18 protein-coding genes are annotated in these 16,914 nt (G+C 61.3%); 8 read left to right on the top strand and 10 right to left on the bottom strand.

The window, feature by feature from the left end; all coding sequences use genetic code 11:
- Positions 1-123 precede the first annotated feature (123 nt).
- Positions 124-1,311, top strand: a complete 1,188-nt coding sequence (gene nhaA / locus JMN22_RS16725; protein ID WP_030139392.1) for a Na+/H+ antiporter NhaA — start codon at positions 124-126, stop codon at positions 1,309-1,311.
- A 776-nt stretch (positions 1,312-2,087) separates the two neighbouring features.
- On the opposite strand, the gene JMN22_RS16720 is transcribed toward nhaA, so the two are convergent.
- Positions 2,088-2,552, bottom strand: coding sequence for a glycine zipper 2TM domain-containing protein (locus JMN22_RS16720; RefSeq protein WP_024776354.1), 465 nt, complete (start codon positions 2,550-2,552; stop codon positions 2,088-2,090).
- 169 nt (positions 2,553-2,721) lie between these two features.
- Here JMN22_RS16720 and JMN22_RS16715 point away from each other — a divergent pair, with 169 nt between their 5' ends.
- Positions 2,722-3,006, top strand: coding sequence for a hypothetical protein (locus tag JMN22_RS16715; protein ID WP_198797668.1), 285 nt, complete (start codon positions 2,722-2,724; stop codon positions 3,004-3,006).
- On the opposite strand, the gene pdxH is transcribed toward JMN22_RS16715, so the two are convergent.
- From pdxH to dinG, 4 genes are all read right to left on the bottom strand, one after another.
- The gene (pdxH, locus tag JMN22_RS16710; RefSeq protein ID WP_198797667.1) at positions 2,954-3,601 is read right to left on the bottom strand and encodes a pyridoxamine 5'-phosphate oxidase; all 648 of its coding nucleotides are present in this window, start codon (positions 3,599-3,601) and stop codon (positions 2,954-2,956) included. The two genes, JMN22_RS16715 and pdxH, sit on opposite strands and share 53 nt — an antisense overlap.
- 24 nt (positions 3,602-3,625) lie before the next feature.
- The gene (locus JMN22_RS16705; protein ID WP_198797666.1) at positions 3,626-4,618 is read right to left on the bottom strand and encodes an OmpA family protein; all 993 of its coding nucleotides are present in this window, start codon (positions 4,616-4,618) and stop codon (positions 3,626-3,628) included.
- A gap of 119 nt (positions 4,619-4,737) precedes the next feature.
- A complete protein-coding gene (locus JMN22_RS16700; RefSeq protein ID WP_030139396.1) occupies positions 4,738-5,883 on the bottom strand; it encodes an EstA family serine hydrolase in 1,146 nt (381 codons plus the stop codon).
- A gap of 103 nt (positions 5,884-5,986) precedes the next feature.
- The gene (dinG, locus tag JMN22_RS16695) at positions 5,987-8,131 is read right to left on the bottom strand and encodes an ATP-dependent DNA helicase DinG (protein ID WP_030139397.1); all 2,145 of its coding nucleotides are present in this window, start codon (positions 8,129-8,131) and stop codon (positions 5,987-5,989) included.
- Between the two features lie 99 nt (positions 8,132-8,230).
- On the opposite strand from dinG, the gene JMN22_RS16690 reads away from it, so the two are divergent.
- The gene (locus tag JMN22_RS16690; protein ID WP_030139398.1) at positions 8,231-8,695 is read left to right on the top strand and encodes a CopD family protein; all 465 of its coding nucleotides are present in this window, start codon (positions 8,231-8,233) and stop codon (positions 8,693-8,695) included.
- Positions 8,696-8,832: 137 nt separating this feature from the next.
- On the opposite strand, the gene JMN22_RS16685 is transcribed toward JMN22_RS16690, so the two are convergent.
- From JMN22_RS16685 to JMN22_RS16670, 4 genes are all read right to left on the bottom strand, one after another.
- Positions 8,833-9,591, bottom strand: a complete 759-nt coding sequence (locus tag JMN22_RS16685) for a hypothetical protein (RefSeq protein WP_030139399.1) — start codon at positions 9,589-9,591, stop codon at positions 8,833-8,835.
- On the bottom strand, positions 9,584-9,856 hold the full coding sequence (locus tag JMN22_RS16680; protein ID WP_030139400.1) for a DUF1145 domain-containing protein: 273 nt from the start codon (positions 9,854-9,856) through the stop codon (positions 9,584-9,586). Before JMN22_RS16680 ends, JMN22_RS16685 begins: the two co-directional genes overlap by 8 nt.
- Before the next feature lie 156 nt (positions 9,857-10,012).
- On the bottom strand, positions 10,013-10,738 hold the full coding sequence (locus JMN22_RS16675; protein WP_030139401.1) for an OmpA family protein: 726 nt from the start codon (positions 10,736-10,738) through the stop codon (positions 10,013-10,015).
- A 90-nt stretch (positions 10,739-10,828) separates the two neighbouring features.
- Complete coding sequence (locus JMN22_RS16670; RefSeq protein ID WP_030139402.1) at positions 10,829-11,524, bottom strand: OmpA family protein; 696 nt, start codon at positions 11,522-11,524, stop codon at positions 10,829-10,831.
- Positions 11,525-11,717: 193 nt separating this feature from the next.
- Between JMN22_RS16670 and JMN22_RS16665 the strand changes: the two genes are divergently transcribed.
- The 4 genes from JMN22_RS16665 (at position 11,718) to JMN22_RS16650 (ending at position 13,470) form a co-directional block, all read left to right on the top strand.
- Entirely contained in the window at positions 11,718-12,215 is a 498-nt protein-coding gene (locus JMN22_RS16665; RefSeq protein ID WP_030139403.1) for a DUF6231 family protein, read from the top strand.
- A 14-nt stretch (positions 12,216-12,229) separates the two neighbouring features.
- A complete protein-coding gene (locus JMN22_RS16660) occupies positions 12,230-12,706 on the top strand; it encodes a YchJ family protein (RefSeq protein ID WP_030139404.1) in 477 nt (158 codons plus the stop codon).
- A gap of 69 nt (positions 12,707-12,775) precedes the next feature.
- On the top strand, positions 12,776-13,261 hold the full coding sequence (locus tag JMN22_RS16655; RefSeq protein ID WP_030139405.1) for an LEA type 2 family protein: 486 nt from the start codon (positions 12,776-12,778) through the stop codon (positions 13,259-13,261).
- Positions 13,262-13,266: 5 nt separating this feature from the next.
- Positions 13,267-13,470: an SEC-C metal-binding domain-containing protein gene (locus JMN22_RS16650; protein ID WP_030139406.1), complete on the top strand. Its 204-nt coding sequence runs from the start codon at positions 13,267-13,269 to the stop codon at positions 13,468-13,470.
- 136 nt (positions 13,471-13,606) lie between these two features.
- Here the strand turns inward: JMN22_RS16650 and JMN22_RS16645 are convergent, their stop codons facing one another.
- Positions 13,607-14,164 carry a cysteine hydrolase family protein gene (locus tag JMN22_RS16645; protein WP_198797699.1) on the bottom strand — a complete coding sequence of 186 codons (558 nt, stop codon included), beginning with the start codon at positions 14,162-14,164 and terminating at the stop codon, positions 13,607-13,609.
- 212 nt (positions 14,165-14,376) lie between these two features.
- Here JMN22_RS16645 and JMN22_RS16640 point away from each other — a divergent pair, with 212 nt between their 5' ends.
- The gene (locus tag JMN22_RS16640) at positions 14,377-16,827 is read left to right on the top strand and encodes a penicillin acylase family protein (protein ID WP_198797665.1); all 2,451 of its coding nucleotides are present in this window, start codon (positions 14,377-14,379) and stop codon (positions 16,825-16,827) included.
- The last annotated feature ends 87 nt before the right edge of the window (positions 16,828-16,914 follow it).

Here is a 16,914-nt window from a genome sequence, read left to right as displayed (position 1 = left end):
TGACCACCTGGGACGGTGCTTTGTAACGATATATAACAAAAAAGAATATAACTTTTGTTTTAGCAACCAACCGTACGGGTTAGGGTGTGCCATCTTTTTGAAATTGATGAATGGAGAGCAACCTTGGCTCTACGTAATTCTTTGTCACGTTTTTTCCAACTCGAAGCGGCCAGTGGCCTGTTGCTGATCGCCGCCGCTGTGCTGGCCCTGGTCATCAACAATTCGCCATTATCCTGGCTTTATGCCGGCTTGCTGGACACGCCCGTGGTTGCCCAAGTCGGTGCGCTGAAAATCGCCAAGCCCCTTCTGCTGTGGATCAACGACGGTTTGATGGCGTTGTTCTTCCTGCTGATTGGCCTGGAGGTCAAGCGCGAGGTACTCGATGGGCAACTGTCGAAACCTTCGCAAATCGTCTTGCCGGGCGCAGCGGCGATCGGTGGCATGCTGGTGCCCGCACTGATCTATTGGTTCCTGAACCGCGACAATCCCGCCGCTCTTGCCGGCTGGGCCATTCCGACGGCCACCGATATTGCCTTCGCCCTGGGCGTGCTGGCATTGCTCGGCAAACGGGTGCCCGTATCGCTCAAGCTGTTCCTGATGACCCTGGCGATCATCGATGACCTGGGCGCCATTATCATTATCGCGATCTTCTATTCGGGTGCCTTGTCGACCTTGTCGCTGGGACTGGCGGCCGCGTGCATAGCCGGCCTGGTGGCGATGAACCGGATGGGCGTGGTCAAGCTCGGCCCCTATATGGTGGTCGGGCTGATTCTTTGGGTCTGCGTGCTCAAGAGCGGCGTCCACGCCACGCTGGCGGGTGTGACCCTGGCGTTCTGTATTCCGTTGCGCACGAAGAACGCCGAAACCTCTCCGTTGTTGACGCTGGAGCATGCCCTGCATCCCTGGGTGGCCTACGGCATCCTGCCGTTGTTTGCCTTCGCCAACGCCGGTCTGTCGCTGAGTGGCGTCACGGTGGAGAGCTTCACTCACCATGTGCCGATGGGCATTGCGATCGGTCTGTTGCTTGGCAAGACCGTCGGCGTGTTCGGCCTGACCTGGCTGGCCGTCAAGATCGGCATCGCCAGCCTGCCCAGCGGCGCGAACTGGGGCCAGGTGCTGGGGGTGGCGATACTTTGCGGGATCGGCTTTACGATGAGTCTGTTCGTGGGGTCCCTGGCGTTTGAGCCGGGTGTGAGTGAGTACGCGGGCATGGATCGGATGGGGATTCTTACCGGGTCGATCCTGGCGGCGTTGATTGGGTATGGGGTTACGGCTATGGCCAGTCGCAGGCCCCCTGTGACGGCTTCGTGATGGTGTACATATCCGTCTCTGCGGTCACGGCCGCTTAGGGTTCCGCCCTTACGGCGGCTCACTTTTGGAAGAGCGCCAAAAGTAAGCAAAAACGCTCTGCCCCACCACTCGGCACCTCGCCTAGGCTCGGTGTGCCCTCACTCCGGCATTGCTCCGTGGGCCCGCCGCGATGGGCCATCCATGGCCCTGCGCGGCTATCCCGGCATCCATGCCGGGATGCCCACTGCGCAATGCCTGCGTTCGGCCAGCGTGGTTTAACGGGGCATCAAGATCAAGATCAAGATCAAAAGCAGAGCAACAGCAACAGCAACAGCAACAGCCGGGCATCAGTCAGATATGTGTAGCTGAGCGACCGCTATCGCGAGCAAGCTCGCACACAGTGGATCTTCAGCAGCCACCCGATGCAAGTTTTGCCGCAGAACCCTGTGGGAGCGAGCCTGCTCGCGAAGAGGCCAGTGCATCCACATCATCATCGACTGTGACACCGCCTTCGCGAGCAGGCTCGCTCCCACAGGGGAAACGCGGTCCCCACCAAGAACCAGGTCGGCCCGAAGGCCGCCTCGGGATGGACGTAGATTTCGGCGCCCCGTTAACCACGATGGCCGGAGCGAAGCACCGAGTGGTGGGGCAAAAGCGTTTGGGTTACTTTTGACTGGGCCGGCTTCCGGGCTTCTCAAAAGTGACCCGCTGTAAGAGCGGAACCTTAAGTAGGCGTAACCAAAGAAACGGATATGGCCACTGCTCTATAGATACCGGCTCCTACGAAACAAACCAACTTAGTGCGATACGCGACTCGTGCCACCCACGGTGGAAATCCGCACCCGCTCACCTACGCGGAACACTTCATTCTCCTGAACCTGCTGCACATAGGCACGCATGCTGCCGTCATCTTCACGAACGGTAATTTCAACACCCTGGGTACGGGTCAAACCTTCTTCAGTGGCGGAGCCGATCAGGCCGCCGGCCACTGCACCGATGACGGCGGCGACGATGCTGCCGCGGCCACCACCGATGGCGCTGCCACCTACGCCGCCGACCACCGCACCGGCAGCTCCGCCGATCGGGGTCTTGGTGCCTTCGATCTTGACCGGGCGCAGGGATTCGATGGTCCCCATACGAATCGTCTGGACGCGACGCGCTTCGTCACGGGAATAGGAGTCACCGGTCAGGCTCGACTGACAGCCAGTGAGCAACATCGCCATCGTGGAAAAGGAAGCAACCAGCAAAACAGACTTACGCATAGCATCAACTCCAAAAGACAGGGATCCATTAAACTCCCCGGCTTGACGCCTGTCACGGCTTCACCGGGAAAATCTGCTTTCATTCAGGTGGGATACAGGCGCACCCGAAAAAATTCATCACACAGTAGCGCCAATTTCAAAAGTCTGCGTCACCGACCCAGGATTTTTCATGGATTACTTCATCATTATCGCGACCACCTTGGCCGGCCTGTACTTCCACTGGTGGCTGTACGTACGCATCAAACGTTGGGCGGACCGTGACCTGGCGTTGTCACTGGCGGGGCAGGACGAGCAGAAGAAAAGCTACATGTTGGAACAATTGGCTCGCGCCGGTGAACAACGAATCAAGCGGCGGGACCTGCCGCAATGGCTCCAGGCCGCCGCGGCAGGTTATCCAGATGTCACGGCGCCAGGCGCTCACGAATCCAGTCCGCCCCTTGAAGGCGGTAGTTGAGACGGTCGTGAAGGCGGCTCGGGCGGCCCTGCCAGAACTCGATACGCTCGGGCAGCAGGCGATAACCGCCCCAATGCTCGGGGCAATGGGGTTGGTTGTCGCTGAAGCGCTGCTCGGTGGCCTTGAGCAGGTCCTCAAGCTCGCCGCGCCCGGCGATTACCCGGCTCTGGGGTGAAGCCCAGGCACCGAGGCGACTGCCCAGCGGCCGTACCTGGTAGTACGCGTCCGATTCCTGCGCAGAGACTTTTACAACCTTGCCTTCGATGCGCACCTGGCGCTCCAGGGTCGGCCAGAAAAACGTCATGGCTGCGAATGGATTCGCGGCGATCTGTTGCCCTTTGGCGCTGTCGTAGTTGGTGAAGAATGTGAAGCCCTGGGCATCCAGTCCCTTGAGCAGCAGGATCCGACAGTGGGGACGACCGTCCGCATCCACGGTCGCCAGGGTCATGGCGTTGGCCTCCACCGGGGCCTGTTCGGTTTTCACCGCGTCGGCGAACCATTGGTGGAAAAGCGCGAACGGCTCGTCCGGGGCTTGTGCCTCGGTCAAGCCATCGCGGGTGTAGTCACGACGCATATCAGCCAGCACTTGGGTCATGGCGCGTTCCTTGTGATCAGCCAATCACTGTTTTGGGGTGTCGGCGGCAGCGACTTTTTTCGCATCGGTCGCAGCCTTGGCCGGCTCTGGTTTCTTCGCCGGGGTGGCCTTCTTGGCCGGGCTTTTCTTCGCAGGTGCCTTCGCAGGAGCCTTCTTGGCCGCAGCTTTCTTGGTGGCCGGGGCTGCGGCTTTTTTCGGCGCAACGGCTGGGGCCGGGGTCGCCGGCTTCACATCCTGGGCTGCGACCATCGTCACCGGTGCAGGGGCCGGCATGTTGTATTTGCTCAGCAAGGCAACCATGGTATTTGCCGGGGTGACCAACAGCTCCACACGACGGTTCAAGGCTCGACCTTCAACACTGTCATTGGCCGCACGTGGCGCCACCGAGCCCATGCCGCGCAGCATCAGCCGATCGCGCTGCAGTCCGCTGAGGCGGAAAATCGCAGCGATGGACTGGGCACGTTCCTGGCTGAGCTTCAGATTGGCTGGCGCCGCGCCGGACGTATCAGCGTGGCCGAGGATCAGCACGGCGGTTTTCGGATCAGCTTCAAGCACCTTGGCGACACGAGTGAACGGGCCAAGTGTCACCGGTAGCAGCATGGCCGGACGGTCCGGGTTGAACGAGCCGTCCACGGGCGCCGTGACCACCAGCACGTTATCGCGACGCTCCAGTTCAAGCTTGCTGTCCTTGATGGCGGTGCGCAGCTTCGGCTCATAGTCGTCGAGCCAGGCTTGGGTGACTTTAGGGTCAGGCATCGGCACCGCCTTGGCGGTTTCCTGATCCTTGCCGCCGAATGGCCACCACCATTTACCGTTGCTCTCGGCTTCGGCTTTCGCCTGAGGTGCAACAGCGGCGGGTTTCACAGGAGTCTCCGGGGCCGGATCCTTGCTCGCAACCTTGTCGGACGACCCGAAAGGCCACCAGCCGCTGCCGCCCTCGGCATCATTTTGTGGATTTTGTGCGCAACCGGTAATAGCGAAGCACAGCGCCAGAGCGAGGGTTTTGTTCGATGACATTGGATAATCCACAAAATGATCTAAATGAAAAAACAAAGGCCATGTTCCGGCCGCATAAACAGACGCTTGGAAACCGAAAGGAACACGAGGTTCCTGTATCCACTCACTTCAGTGGCGCTTTATAGACAAGTGGCAAGCACCTTCGCAAGGTTCTGCGCACGGGGATCCATCAAGACATAGGGCCCGAGTGTATTGGTCACGAAACCGAACGCGACGTCATGTTCCGGGTCGGCAAAACCGAGGGAGCCTCCCGCCCCAGGGTGACCAAACGCTCGCGGGCCCAGGCCAAAGGTCGCGTTTGGCACATCCGGTTGATCGAGCATGCAGCCCAGGCCGAAGCGGGTCTGGGTCAATAAAGTCTTGTCCTCGCCGAAGCTGTGCTGGCGGGTCAGCTCGTCGAGCATTTCACCTTCCAGCAGGCTGCCGTCGAGCAGGCCGGCGTAGAATCCCGCGAGACTGCGGGCGTTGCCATGGCCATTCGCTGCCGGTTGCTGCATGCGGCGCCATTCGGGCTTGTTGGTGCTGGTCATGATCGATGGCGGGTTGGTGAAGGCCCGGGTGGTCATCGCCGTGGGCTCGCGCATCGTCACTTGCAACAGGCGCTGGGCCGCTGCGTCGCCGACGTTGCCTTTGCCCCGGGCGATATGCGCCACGCGATGAAACTCTTCGTCGGCCAGGCCAACGTGAAAATCCAGGCCCAAGGGTTTGGCGACCCGCGCCACGATGGACTCCCCCGGGCCACGCCCATCGGCCCTGCGCAGCAGTTCGCCGACCAACCAGCCGTAGGTGATCGCGGCATAACCGTGGCCTTCGCCCGGCGTCCACCAAGGTGCTTCAGCGGCCAGGGCATCGACCATGACCTGCCAGTTATAAAGTGCTTCTGGCGCCAGCAGTTCTCTCAGCGCCGGTAGACCCGCCTGGTGGCAGAGCAACTGGCGCAGGGTGACGGATTGTTTGCCGGCTGCGGCGAATTCAGGCCAATAGCGCGCGACCGGGGCATCCAGCTGCAACTTGCCCTCGGCCACCAACTGCAGGGCCGTGACGGCGGTGAATGTCTTGGTGCAGGAGAACAGGTTGGCGATGGTGTCGCTGTGCCAGGCTTCACTGCCATCCTTGTCGGCGGTGCCGGCCCAGATGTCGATAACGGTGCGGCCACCCACCTGGATGCACAACGCAGCGCCACGTTCCTGGGGATCGTCGAACAGCGCGGCGAATGCTTCACGCACCGACTCGAACTGAAGCTCGTAATGACCTTGAATTTGCACCCGCAACTCCATTGAAACAAAGACTTTTTCAGGTGGCTGGCATTGTTTCAGCCATTGGTGTTTTTGTGAACCTTCCCGAGACGGCTGGTTGTGGCAACGGGATTCAGGAAATCTCCCGCCGAAACGGCGGCAGCGCATTGAGGATTGCCTTGCCGTAGCGTTGGGTCACCAGCCTGCGGTCAAGCAAGGTGATGGTGCCGCGGTCTTCCTCGGTACGCAGCAGGCGACCGCAGGCCTGGACCAGTTTCAGCGAAGCGTCCGGCACGGAAATTTCCATGAACGGATTGCCGCCCCGGGCTTCGATCCATTCGGCCAATGCGGCTTCCACCGGGTCGTCCGGGACCGAGAAAGGAATCTTGGCGATCACCACGTGTTCGCAGTAGGCGCCGGGCAAATCCACCCCTTCGGCGAAGCTGGCCAGGCCAAACAGTACGCTGGAATCGCCGCCATCGACCCGCGCCTTGTGCTTGTTCAAGGTTTCCTGCTTCGACAGGTTGCCCTGGATGAACACTTGCTTGCGCCAATCACGGTCAAGCCCATCGAAGACGTCCTGCATCTGCTTGCGCGAGGAAAACAGCACCAGGGTGCCTCGCGATCCCTCCACCAACTCTGGCAGGTCGCGAATGATCGCGGCCGTATGGGCGGCGGCGTCCCGTGGATCGGCCTTGAGGTCAGGTACCCGCAACACACCGGCATCGGCATGATGGAATGGACTCGGGACCACAGCGGTCACGGCTTTTTTCGGCAGCCCGGCGCGCATGCGGAAGCGGTCGAACGTGCCCAGGGCAGTCAGCGTAGCGGATGTCACCAGCGCGCCGTAGGCCACGTTCCACAGGTTGCGACGCAGCATCTCCGCCGCCAGGATCGGGCTGGCATTGACCTCGATGTCGAACAGCGAACCGCTTTCGGCCAGGGTCAGCCAACGCGCCATCGGCGGATTGTCTTCCGGGTCTTCCGTGGTGAAAGCCGTCCACAGTTCCCAGTTGCCCTGCGAGCGGGACAGCAGGCTGCCAAACAGCGGGTACCACTCCTCGGCCTGGTTGCTGGCGATCCCGATGTTGACCTCGCCATCCATGCCCTCCTTGAGCAGGTCGGTCAGGCGGGTGAACAGGTCGGTCAAGCGGGCAAAGCCTTTCTTGAGTTCGATGCCCATTTCACGCATATGCTCGGGGATCACCCCGCCGACAAACCGATGCCGTGGCCGCTCGCGGCCCTCGACGTCTTCGCCGGGCTTGAAGTCCGCAACCTGTTCACAGGCAGTGAACATGAACTGCTGGTTCGTCTTGATCTCCCGCGCCAGCTCCGGCACCTGCTCGATGAACTTGCCCAGGTCACCCGGCAACGGATGCTGGGCCAGCAGTTTGGTGAGGTTCTTGGCGGTGGTTTCCAACCAGTCGGCGGTGGAACGCAGCCGGGTGTAATGGGCGAAATGCCCGATCGCCTTGTCCGGCAGGTGATGGCCTTCGTCGAACACGTAGATCGTGTCGCGCGGGTCCGGCAGCACCGCACCGCCGCCAAGGGCCAGGTCGGCCAGGACCATGTCGTGGTTGGTGACGATGACGTCGACCTTGCCCATGCCTTCGCGGGCCTTGTAGAAGGCGCACTGGCCGAAGTTCGGGCAATGGCGGTTGGTGCACTGGCTATGGTCGGTGGTCAGGCGGGACCAGTCGGCATCTTCCAGGGCCGTAGACCAACTGTCGCGGTCGCCGTCCCATTTATTGCCGGCGAGTTTCTCGATCATGCTGGTGAACAGCTTCTGGCTGGCTTCATCAACTTCGATCTTGAAGCCTTCTTCTTCGAACAACTGGGCCGTAGCGGTCTGCGCATGGCCTTCCTGGAGCAACATGTCGAGCTTGGACAGGCACATGTATCGGCCGCGGCCCTTGGCCAGGGCGAAGCTGAAGTTCAGCCCGCTGTTGCGCATCAGGTCAGGCAGGTCCTTGTAGACGATCTGCTCCTGCAGGGCGACAGTGGCCGTGGCGATGACCAGGCGCTTGCCGGCAGCCTTGGCGGTAGGAATGGCCGCCAGGCTGTAGGCCACGGTCTTGCCAGTACCGGTGCCGGCCTCCACCGCCACGACGGCCGGTTCGCCACTGCGCCGGCCTTCGTCGTCGGTGTCGATGTCACCCAGGACTTTTGCCACTTCGGCAATCATCAGGCGCTGGCCATATCGCGGTTTGAGGCTCTTGGCTTCGAGAAAACGCGAATAGGCGCCCTGGATCGTGGTTTTGAGTTCGGTGCTGATCATGAATGGTCGGGCGCAAAAAACGCTGGATAAATTTTCAGTGGTTCGGATCGGCGGCTATCATACCCCGCTAATGAATCCTGCGCAGAACGGAGTGACCCAATGACACCCTTTGCCCTTGTCTACACCCTGCATTTACTGGCGGCCCTGGTCTGGGTCGGCGGCATGTTTTTCGCCTGGATGGTCCTGCGTCCCGCCGCAATCACGGCGCTTGAAGGCCCTGCCCGGCTGAAATTGTGGGTAGAAGTGTTTCAGCGTTTTTTTGTCTGGGTCTGGATCGCCGTGGTGCTGCTGCCGATCAGCGGCGTGGGCCTGATCCACATGCGCTTCGCCGGTTTCGAAACCGCGCCACGTTATGTCCAGGTGATGATGGGCTTGTACGTGGTGATGACGGCGCTGTTCATTCGTATCCAGGGCTTGCAACTGCCCGCATTGCGTAACGCGGTGACGGCGCAGGACTGGCCAACGGGTGCGGCGGTACTGGGGAAGATTCGGCGATTGGTGGGGATCAATTTGTTGATTGGCTTGCTGGTGGTGGCGATTGGCGCGGCGCGGCCAATGTTCTGAAAATCACATATAGCCCTGTGGGAGCGAGCTTGCTCGCGATGACGGTGTATCAGGGGATACTTCATCGACTTAAACAACGCTATCGCGAGCAAGCTCGCTCCCACAGGTCTTTCACAGGTCTGAATCAGGATGTTTCTTTAGAACCGCTGCACCGTCACCGCGCCTTCCGCTCCGGCAGGCCCAGGCTGGCCATCGGCGCCAGGACGGCCGCTCTTGCCGCCGTCGGCGGTATAGACCAGGCAACCCTTGGCCTTGCCGCCTGCGCCGGGTTTGCCACCGTGACCGGCCGGGCCACCGGCGCCACCGTCCACCGTCACCTTGATTTGCTCGTCCGGGTAGGCCCGGGGCAACTCAAGTCGAACCAGCGCGCCGGCCGCGCCCGGCTGGCCATCACCGCCATTGCTGCCGTCGGCACCGCGGCCAGCCGACCCCCAGGTGCACCCTGGCGCCTGTCCGTTGGCGCCGTCCAGGCCCACGTAACCTGGCGCCCCCGTTCCACCCCGCGCGTCCACCGACAGCAGGGGCGCGTTCAACGCATTGAAGCGCAAATTGAGATTGCGCCCCGGCCGCGCCGCCTTCGTATAGGTGCCCGGCGCGCCGCGAGCCGCGATCTGGCTTCCCTCGGCCAATTCGGCCTGGGCCACTTTCAATTCCAACGCCTGTTGCGCCGGCACGATCGCAATCCGCGCCTCGCGCCCCAGGTGCAATTGTCCGACGGACAGTTCCGTAACGTTCGAGGGCACGAGCAACGTGCCGAAATCAGCGACGTCCAAGCGCTCCAGCGTCAGCGAACTGGTGGTGTTGGGCAGGCGCACCAATGAGTTGCTTTCGACCTGGACCACTTGAGCGCTCGCCATTGGGCACACAAATGCTGCAAGCAGACACAATTTACGCATGGGAAGCCTCTGGCGCGGTCGGAAGGGTTTGCAGGTGGAAGATGCCGAACATCAACACTCGGAGGCGATCACGACCAGGGGCGGGACGGCCACGAAAGCTGGCCCTGAACCACAGCAGTTCAAGCACATGGAGAACCAGTAAAAACGCACCGGCGAAATTGACCAACAGATGCAGCGGATGGACGAATGGCATGATCAGGTTAACCAGCACCACCAGCCAGAACAGCAGCGTCAGTAAACGCCCCAGCCCCCAAAACACCTTCATATGGCCCTCCGACGGACATTATTGTTTGGCGCACATTAACGGCTTGCGCGCTGGATAAGCCAGAGGGCGAGACAAATTTAATCCTGGCGTCGACCGGCGTCCGCCGAGTCGCTCACATCACGACTCGGCGGTGCTGTGTCAACGCAATCCATGGACTCAACGCTGAATATGCAACTCCACGCGACGGTTCTGGGCGCGCCCTTCCTCGGTCTCGTTGTCGGCCACCGGTTCGCTTTCGCCCTTGCCCTCGCTGGTGAGTTTTTCCGGAGCCAGGCCCTGGGTCAGCAAATATTCCACGACGCTGCTGGCCCGACGCTCGGACAGCCCTTCGTTATAGGCATCGGTACCGACGCTGTCGGTATGGCCGACCACGCGGATGCTGGCGACATTGGCATGGCTCAGCTTGCCCATCAGCCCATCGAGCTGACTTCGCGCTGCCGCCGTGAGATCGGATCTATCAAAATCAAACAGCACCTTGCCTGCGTCATTAAGGGTAATGACTTCACTGGCCGGCGCTTGCGGTTCGACCGGTGGGGCGCTGGCCGGATATTGCGGCAGCGGGCAACCATGGTGTTCGACAGGCGTGTCGGCCGGTGTATCGGGACAGCGGTCGCGGCGATCGAATACACCGTCGCCGTCTTCATCGCCATCCTGGGCGTAACAGATCAAGCCGCCGCCGAGCAGACCCAACGCCGCGCCGCCAGCGGCCCAGCCGCTGCTTTCGATGGCGCCCAGCCCGCCGCCGACCAGCCCACCGATCAAACTGCAGATCGGCCAGGTGCGCTGGTTGAGAGGTGCGCTGCCGTCGCTGTGAGTGGCGCAACCGGACAACAGACCGCTGGCCAGCAGTACCGGTAAGGCAACCCTGATGAGAACCTTCATGATGAATGCTCCTGTGTCACCGGCCCATACCGGTCACACAGGAGTAAAGACCCGCATCCGCGACTGTACAAGCCGCGGATGACAAGGGTTTCAGCGGTTTATCTTGATTTCGGTACGGCGGTTCATCGCGCGTCCATCGGCGGTTTTGTTATCCGCGACCGGCTGGCTTTCCCCGGCGCCCGCCACGGAGACGAAACTGGCGCGAGGCACACCGCTGTCGACCAGGTATTGAACCACTGAATTGGCCCGTTTTTCCGACAGCTTCTGGTTGTAGGCATCGCTGCCAACGCTGTCGGTGTGGCCAGTCACGCGCAGTTGCGCGGTGGAGCTTTCCTGCTTCAACCGGGTCGCGATGGTGCTGAGCACGTCCTTGTCGGCCGGCGTCAGCGTGGCCTTGTTGAATTCGAAGTGCACATCGCGAACCACGATGGTTTCTTCCTTGACCACCACAGGCTCCTCGGCCATTGGCGCCGGAGCGGGCGGTGGGCAGCCGTCGGCATCGACTTGCACGCCCTTCGGCGTGCCTGGACACTTGTCGCGGCTGTCCGGGACACCATCGCCGTCCTCGTCGCCGTCGCCATGCACCCAGCAATAAGCCGCCGCCATGCCGCCTACGTACAAAGCGCCGCCGCCAGCCCACGAAGTGCTTTCTATGGCGCCTAATCCCGCACCAATTGCCCCCCCGACGGCCGCACAGGTCGGCCAGTCGGTTTTCTGCAAACCTGCGCAACCAGTCAACACACTGGTTAGCAGCACCAGGGGTAACGCTGTCCGAACTATGCTCATCGGGTTTTCTCCTTGAAGGATCGGCTTTTGCGCCGATTCAGGGGAGTAAAGACCCGACTGCCGATCTGCGCCAGCAACCGGCCATATCCGGTTTGGGTCCGTGTTTGCGGCGCTTCGATGAGTTTTAATGACAACCGCTCTAGGCCGTGATCCCAGCGCACGCTATCGTGGCGGTTCTGATTGAGGAACTTCGATGACCGTAGCCATCTCTTCGCGCACGCCCCAGCAAGCACTGGCCTCCGTGCTTGACCGTTACGCCCCGCAAAGGCTGTTGTTGATCGGCGCCAGCAGTTTTCCTGCCCTGGAGGCGTTCCAGCAGGCCCATCCCACAACCGAAGTGGTCCACGCCGGCCCCGGCGCATTGCCGGCGGACGTGGCGGCGCAGCGTTTTGACCTGGCCTTGGCGCTCGATTGTCTGGAGCATTTGCCCAAGCGCGACGGTCTGAACCTGCTGGGCGGCATTCGCAATCTCAACGCCAGCCGGATCGCGGTGCTGGCAGATCTCAACGCCTGTGGCTGGCAAGAGACGGATTTTTTTTCCCTGGCCCTGCAGGCCAGCGAGCGCTTTCAGCGCGAGGACCAAGTGCTGACCCTGTTCACCTACGATCTGCTTGAATACAAACAGGTGCCCGACTGGCTCAACTCACGCTTTTGGGCCAACCCTGAAAATTTTGGAAAATACTGGTGGTAGCTGTGGATACAAGCCTGCACACAACCATTTGCCCCTGCGGCAGCGGCAACACGCTGGACGCCTGCTGTGGCCATTACCACGACGGTCATCCGGCGCCTTGTGCCGAAGCCTTGATGCGCTCGCGCTACAGCGCCTATGTGTTGGGCCTGGTGGATTACCTTGTCGGCACCACGCTCCCGGCCCAGCAGGATGGCCTCGATCGCCAAGCTATCGGCGAATGGAGTGCCAGCAGCACCTGGCTGGGGCTGGAAGTGGAAAGCAGCGAGGTATTCGGTGGTCAACCCGAACATGCCTTCGTCACGTTTACCGCTCGCTGGCACGACAGCCAGGGCGAGCACAGCCATCGGGAGCAGTCTTCGTTCGTGCAGAACGGCGGGCGATGGTACTTCATCGACCCCACCGTGCCGGTCAAGACTGGCCGCAACGACAGTTGCCCGTGCGGCAGCGGGCATAAATTCAAGAAGTGCTGCGCCGGCTATTTCAATCGCTGATTTCGGAAACGTCCGACGCTCATCCTCAGGCCAGGGGGACTAGACTGGGGATAAACCCGAGGTACGGACATGACCCAGACATCACGCTTGCTCCGCATCACTTGCCTGCTGTTGTTCGTCGGGCTCGGCGGTTGCGCGTCCTGGCGAGGTGAGGAGGCGCCTGAACCGCAAGTGCATCTGGTCAAGGTCGAGGTGGTGCGGGCACGACTGCTGGAGCAGAAGTTCATGCTGCACTTTCGCGTCGACAATCCCGGCGACAGCGACCTCACCGTGCGCGGCCTGACTTATCGGATCCACCTGGGCGATCTCTTGCTGACCGAAGGAGAGCATGAGCATTGGTTCACCGTGACTCCGCGGCACAGCGCCTATTTCAAGGTGCCGATCCGTACCAACCTGTGGCCGCAAGTCCGGGAAGTGGTGAAATTGTTGGAAAAACCACGACAACAGATCCCCTATCGCCTGGAGGGGGAGCTGGAAACCGGTTTATTCATCGCCGACTACGTGCACCTGGAGCGCAATGGCGTGATAATCGCCGCCGATTTTATTGCGGAGTAACCCCGATGACCCAACAACCCCACGTCCACGGCCCTGATTGCAATCACGATCACGACCATGACCACCATCACGACCATGGCCACGTCCACGGCCCGAACTGCGGCCACGCCCACCAGGAACCCGTGCGCAACGCCCTGAAGGACGTCGGCCGCAACGACCCTTGCCCATGTGGCAATGGCAAGAAATTCAAGAAGTGCCACGGGGCTTGATGCTCCGAACTGAAGATTTTTAGTCTGTCAGACCGCCATCGCGAGCAAGCTCGCTCCCACAGGGATTTGTGAACGTCACAGAACCACTGGGAGCGAGCTTGCTCGCGATGAGGCCGGAACATCCAATACCCACGTTTCAGCCCGCCCGCAAGATCCGCTCCACACTTACCACCGTCGCGTATTCCCCGTGCAGATTCGCCAATGACATTGCGTGCACCTCGGCAGCCGAACGGGCAATGCCAAAGTAATCGGCCTTGTCGAAAGTGAAACAGGCATCTTCGGCCACCCAGGTGTCGAATCCCAGATTGCCCGCCGTGCGAGCGGTGGACTCCACCGAGTTGTTCGTCGCCACGCCAACGATCACTAACTGTCCGATTCCGGCACCGCGCAAATCTGCCTCCAGGGTCGTGCCGCAAAAGGAATCCGGCACTTGCTTCTGAATCAATCGCTCCCCAGCTATCGGCTCGAACCGCTCCTGGACCTCCACGCCAGATTGCCCAGGCCAGAAAACCGAATCCTCGGAGCTGGAAAGGTGATGGACGTGGACGACTGGCCGCGCCGAATCTCGCCAGCGGGCAAGCAATTCCAACATACGCAACTCCGCTTCGGGATTGTTGCGAGGGCCGAGCTTGGGGTGGAGGATGCCTTTTTGTTGGTCAATGAGGACAAGCGCTGCGTTTTCTCTTAGCTCCATGCCGGTTTTCTCATGCTCAATCGTTGGGTTTTCCAACACTTGAACATCACCTTTTCATACAAGCAAGTCATCAATCGTCCCGTGAAGTCACAGGCCATTCCGGGCTTTCATCGCCAAATCAACAAATAACCCCACCACCGGCTTGCGCGCCCTCCTCCTGCTCACTAACGTAGCGCCTTTATTGTGCCACCCCCTCCCGCAGGAGCTTTGCCATGGCCTCGCCAGCCTCGATTTCCTTCATCCCCAAGCTCGGCGTTGCCGCAGCAGTGGCCAGCGTGCTCGGCTTGAGCGGTTGCCAGGCCTGGAATACCCAGGACACTGTCCCGCCCACCACCGGCGTACAACCGCTCAAGGGGCTGGCGCAAAATGTCTCGGTTCGGCGCAACGCCACGGGCATGCCGCTGATCGAGAGCAACAGCTTCCACGACGCCCTGTTCGCCCTCGGCTATGTCCATGCCAGCGACCGGATCACGCAAATGGCCACCCTGCGCCTGCTTGCCCAGGGCCGATTGGCGGAAATGTCCGGTGCCGAACGGTTGGATATCGACCGCTACATGCGTGCGGTGAACCTGAAGAAAAGTGCCGACGAGCTGTACAAGGCATCATCGCCACGCATCAAGCGTTTCTTTGAAGTCTATGCGCGGGGCGTCAACGCCTACCTGTTCCGCTATCGCGACAAGCTGCCCTCGGACCTGGCTGCCACTGGCTACAAGCCTGAATACTGGAAACCGGAAGACTCGGCGCTGCTGTTCTGCCTGCTGAATTTCAGCCAATCGGCCAACTTGCCGGAAGAAATCTCGACCTTGGTGCTGGCCCAGGGCGTGACCAACGACAAACTGGCCTGGCTGAGCCCGTCCTACCCGGATGAACCCTTGCCGCAGGCGGAAGGCGAGAAGCTTCAAGGTGTCCGGCTCAACGGCCAGGTTCCAGGCCTGGCTGAAATCAGCAAGGCTGGCGCCCAGTTGGCCGATCTGAATCTGATGGGCTCAGCGTTTTCAAGCAACTGGGCCATCGCCCCACAACGCAGTCGCAATGGCAAAAGCCTGTTGGCCAGTGACAGTCATGGTCCGCTGGGCGTGCCGTCGCTCTGGAGCCCGGTGCAGATCCGCGCGCCCAAGTATCAGGCGGCCGGGCTATCCATAGCAGGTATTCCGCTCATCCTGGCGGGTTTCAACGGTAACGTGGCGTGGAGCATGAGCAGCGTTCTTGGTGACAACCAGGATCTGTTCCTGGAAAAAATCCGACGCCAAGGTAACGGCCTGTCCTACGAAGTCAATGGCAAATGGCAGCCGGTAGCCGTGCGCAACGAAACCTATTTCATCAAGGGCCAACGGTCTATTCGCGAAGCCGTCTATGAAACCCGCCACGGGTCCCTGCTCAACAGTGCCCAGGGTCCGGCCATGGCCAACAGCCTGGGGCTGGCCTTGCAACTGCCGAGTTTCACCGACGACAAGACCCTGGACGCGCTCTTTGATCTGTCGCGCTCGAAAAACGTCGAGAAAGCCTCGGATGCCAGCCGGGAAATCCGCGCGCTGGCGGTGAACATGGTGTTTGCCGACGCGCGCAACATTGGCTGGCAAGTCACCGGCCGTTATCCGAACCGTCGCGAAGGCGAGGGCCTGCTGCCGTCGCCGGGCTGGGACGGGCGCTATGATTGGGACGGCTATGCCGACCCGATGCTGCACCCGTACGACCAGGATCCAGCCCAGGGGTGGCTTGGCACCGCCAACCAGCGCGTCATCCCTCACGGCTACGGCATGCAGTTGTCCAATTCCTGGGCGACGCCGGAGCGTGGCGAGCGCCTCGCCGAACTGGCCGGTGCGGGCAAGCACGACGTTCGCAGCCTGAGCGCCATGCAATATGACCAGACCACGACCTTCGCGGCCAAACTCAAGAAAACCTTCGAAGCCCCGGGCATGGCCCAGCCGCTGAAACAGGCGATCGAAGCCCTGCCGGTGGCGGACCGGGCCAAGGCTCGCGAGGCCTATACCCGGCTGATGGCGTTCGACGGCAGGCTCAGTCCGGTTTCCACCGACGCGGCGATCTATGAGCTGTTCCTGCAAGAAAGCATGAAGCAGGTTTTCCTCGACGAATTGGGTCCGGAAAGCAGCCCGGCGTGGAAAGCGCTGGTTGCCAACGGCCAGTTGTCCTACTCGGCGCAGGCCGATCATCTGCTCGGTCGCGAGGACAGCCCATTCTGGGACGACGTCCGCACGCCGCAGAAAGAAGACAAGGCGGCGATCCTGGCCCGTAGCCTCGCGGCGGCCATCAGCATCGGCGACAGCCAGTTGGGCAGCGATCACACCGCCTGGCAGTGGGGCAAACTGCATCGTTATGAGTGGACAAATGCCAGCGGCCAGGTCGTACGGGGGCCGCTGGCGGCGGGTGGTGACGCCACCACGCTCAACACTGCCGCGTTCGCCTGGGGCCAGGACTTCAACACGACCGTGGCGCCGGCCACGCGTTTTCTCGTTGACTTCAGCCAACCCGAGCCATTGACGCTCCAGGGCGGCGCAGGCCAGTCGGGCAACCCGGCCAGCCCGAGCTATCTGAACGGTGTTGATCCGTGGATCAAGGGGCAATACCAGAGCGTGCCGTTGCAGCCGCAGAACTTCGACCGGGCGTATGGCAAGACACGGTTGACGTTGGTGCCCGGTAAATAGATTTCCCATTGTGGCGAGGGGATTTATCCCCGTTGGGCTGCGGAGCAGCCCTAAAGCCAGACCATTCGGTGTATCAAAAATGGGCTG

Origin of the sequence: Pseudomonas sp. HB05 (assembly GCF_016756915.1) — a bacterium.
GTDB lineage: Bacteria > Pseudomonadota > Gammaproteobacteria > Pseudomonadales > Pseudomonadaceae > Aquipseudomonas > Aquipseudomonas alvandae.
Note: the sequence above shows the minus strand (reverse complement) of the source record. Positions and strands in the feature narration are given on the sequence as shown.

Bases quoted from the DNA above. Each gene is read 5' to 3' on its own strand.
- JMN22_RS16650 (WP_030139406.1), top strand. From the start codon at position 13,267: ATGACCCAACAACCCCACGTCCACGGCCCTGATTGCAATCACGATCAC.
- JMN22_RS16715 (WP_198797668.1), top strand. From the start codon at position 2,722: ATGGATTACTTCATCATTATCGCGACCACCTTGGCCGGCCTGTACTTC.
- JMN22_RS16690 (WP_030139398.1), top strand. From the start codon at position 8,231: ATGACACCCTTTGCCCTTGTCTACACCCTGCATTTACTGGCGGCCCTG.
- dinG (WP_030139397.1), bottom strand. From the start codon at position 8,131: ATGATCAGCACCGAACTCAAAACCACGATCCAGGGCGCCTATTCGCGT.
- JMN22_RS16680 (WP_030139400.1), bottom strand. From the start codon at position 9,856: ATGAAGGTGTTTTGGGGGCTGGGGCGTTTACTGACGCTGCTGTTCTGG.
- JMN22_RS16685 (WP_030139399.1), bottom strand. From the start codon at position 9,591: ATGCGTAAATTGTGTCTGCTTGCAGCATTTGTGTGCCCAATGGCGAGC.
- pdxH (WP_198797667.1), bottom strand. From the start codon at position 3,601: ATGACCCAAGTGCTGGCTGATATGCGTCGTGACTACACCCGCGATGGC.
- JMN22_RS16720 (WP_024776354.1), bottom strand. From the start codon at position 2,552: ATGCGTAAGTCTGTTTTGCTGGTTGCTTCCTTTTCCACGATGGCGATG.
- JMN22_RS16645 (WP_198797699.1), bottom strand. From the start codon at position 14,164: ATGGAGCTAAGAGAAAACGCAGCGCTTGTCCTCATTGACCAACAAAAA.
- JMN22_RS16675 (WP_030139401.1), bottom strand. From the start codon at position 10,738: ATGAAGGTTCTCATCAGGGTTGCCTTACCGGTACTGCTGGCCAGCGGT.
- JMN22_RS16655 (WP_030139405.1), top strand. From the start codon at position 12,776: ATGACCCAGACATCACGCTTGCTCCGCATCACTTGCCTGCTGTTGTTC.
- JMN22_RS16640 (WP_198797665.1), top strand. From the start codon at position 14,377: ATGGCCTCGCCAGCCTCGATTTCCTTCATCCCCAAGCTCGGCGTTGCC.
- JMN22_RS16705 (WP_198797666.1), bottom strand. From the start codon at position 4,618: ATGTCATCGAACAAAACCCTCGCTCTGGCGCTGTGCTTCGCTATTACC.
- JMN22_RS16670 (WP_030139402.1), bottom strand. From the start codon at position 11,524: ATGAGCATAGTTCGGACAGCGTTACCCCTGGTGCTGCTAACCAGTGTG.
- JMN22_RS16665 (WP_030139403.1), top strand. From the start codon at position 11,718: ATGACCGTAGCCATCTCTTCGCGCACGCCCCAGCAAGCACTGGCCTCC.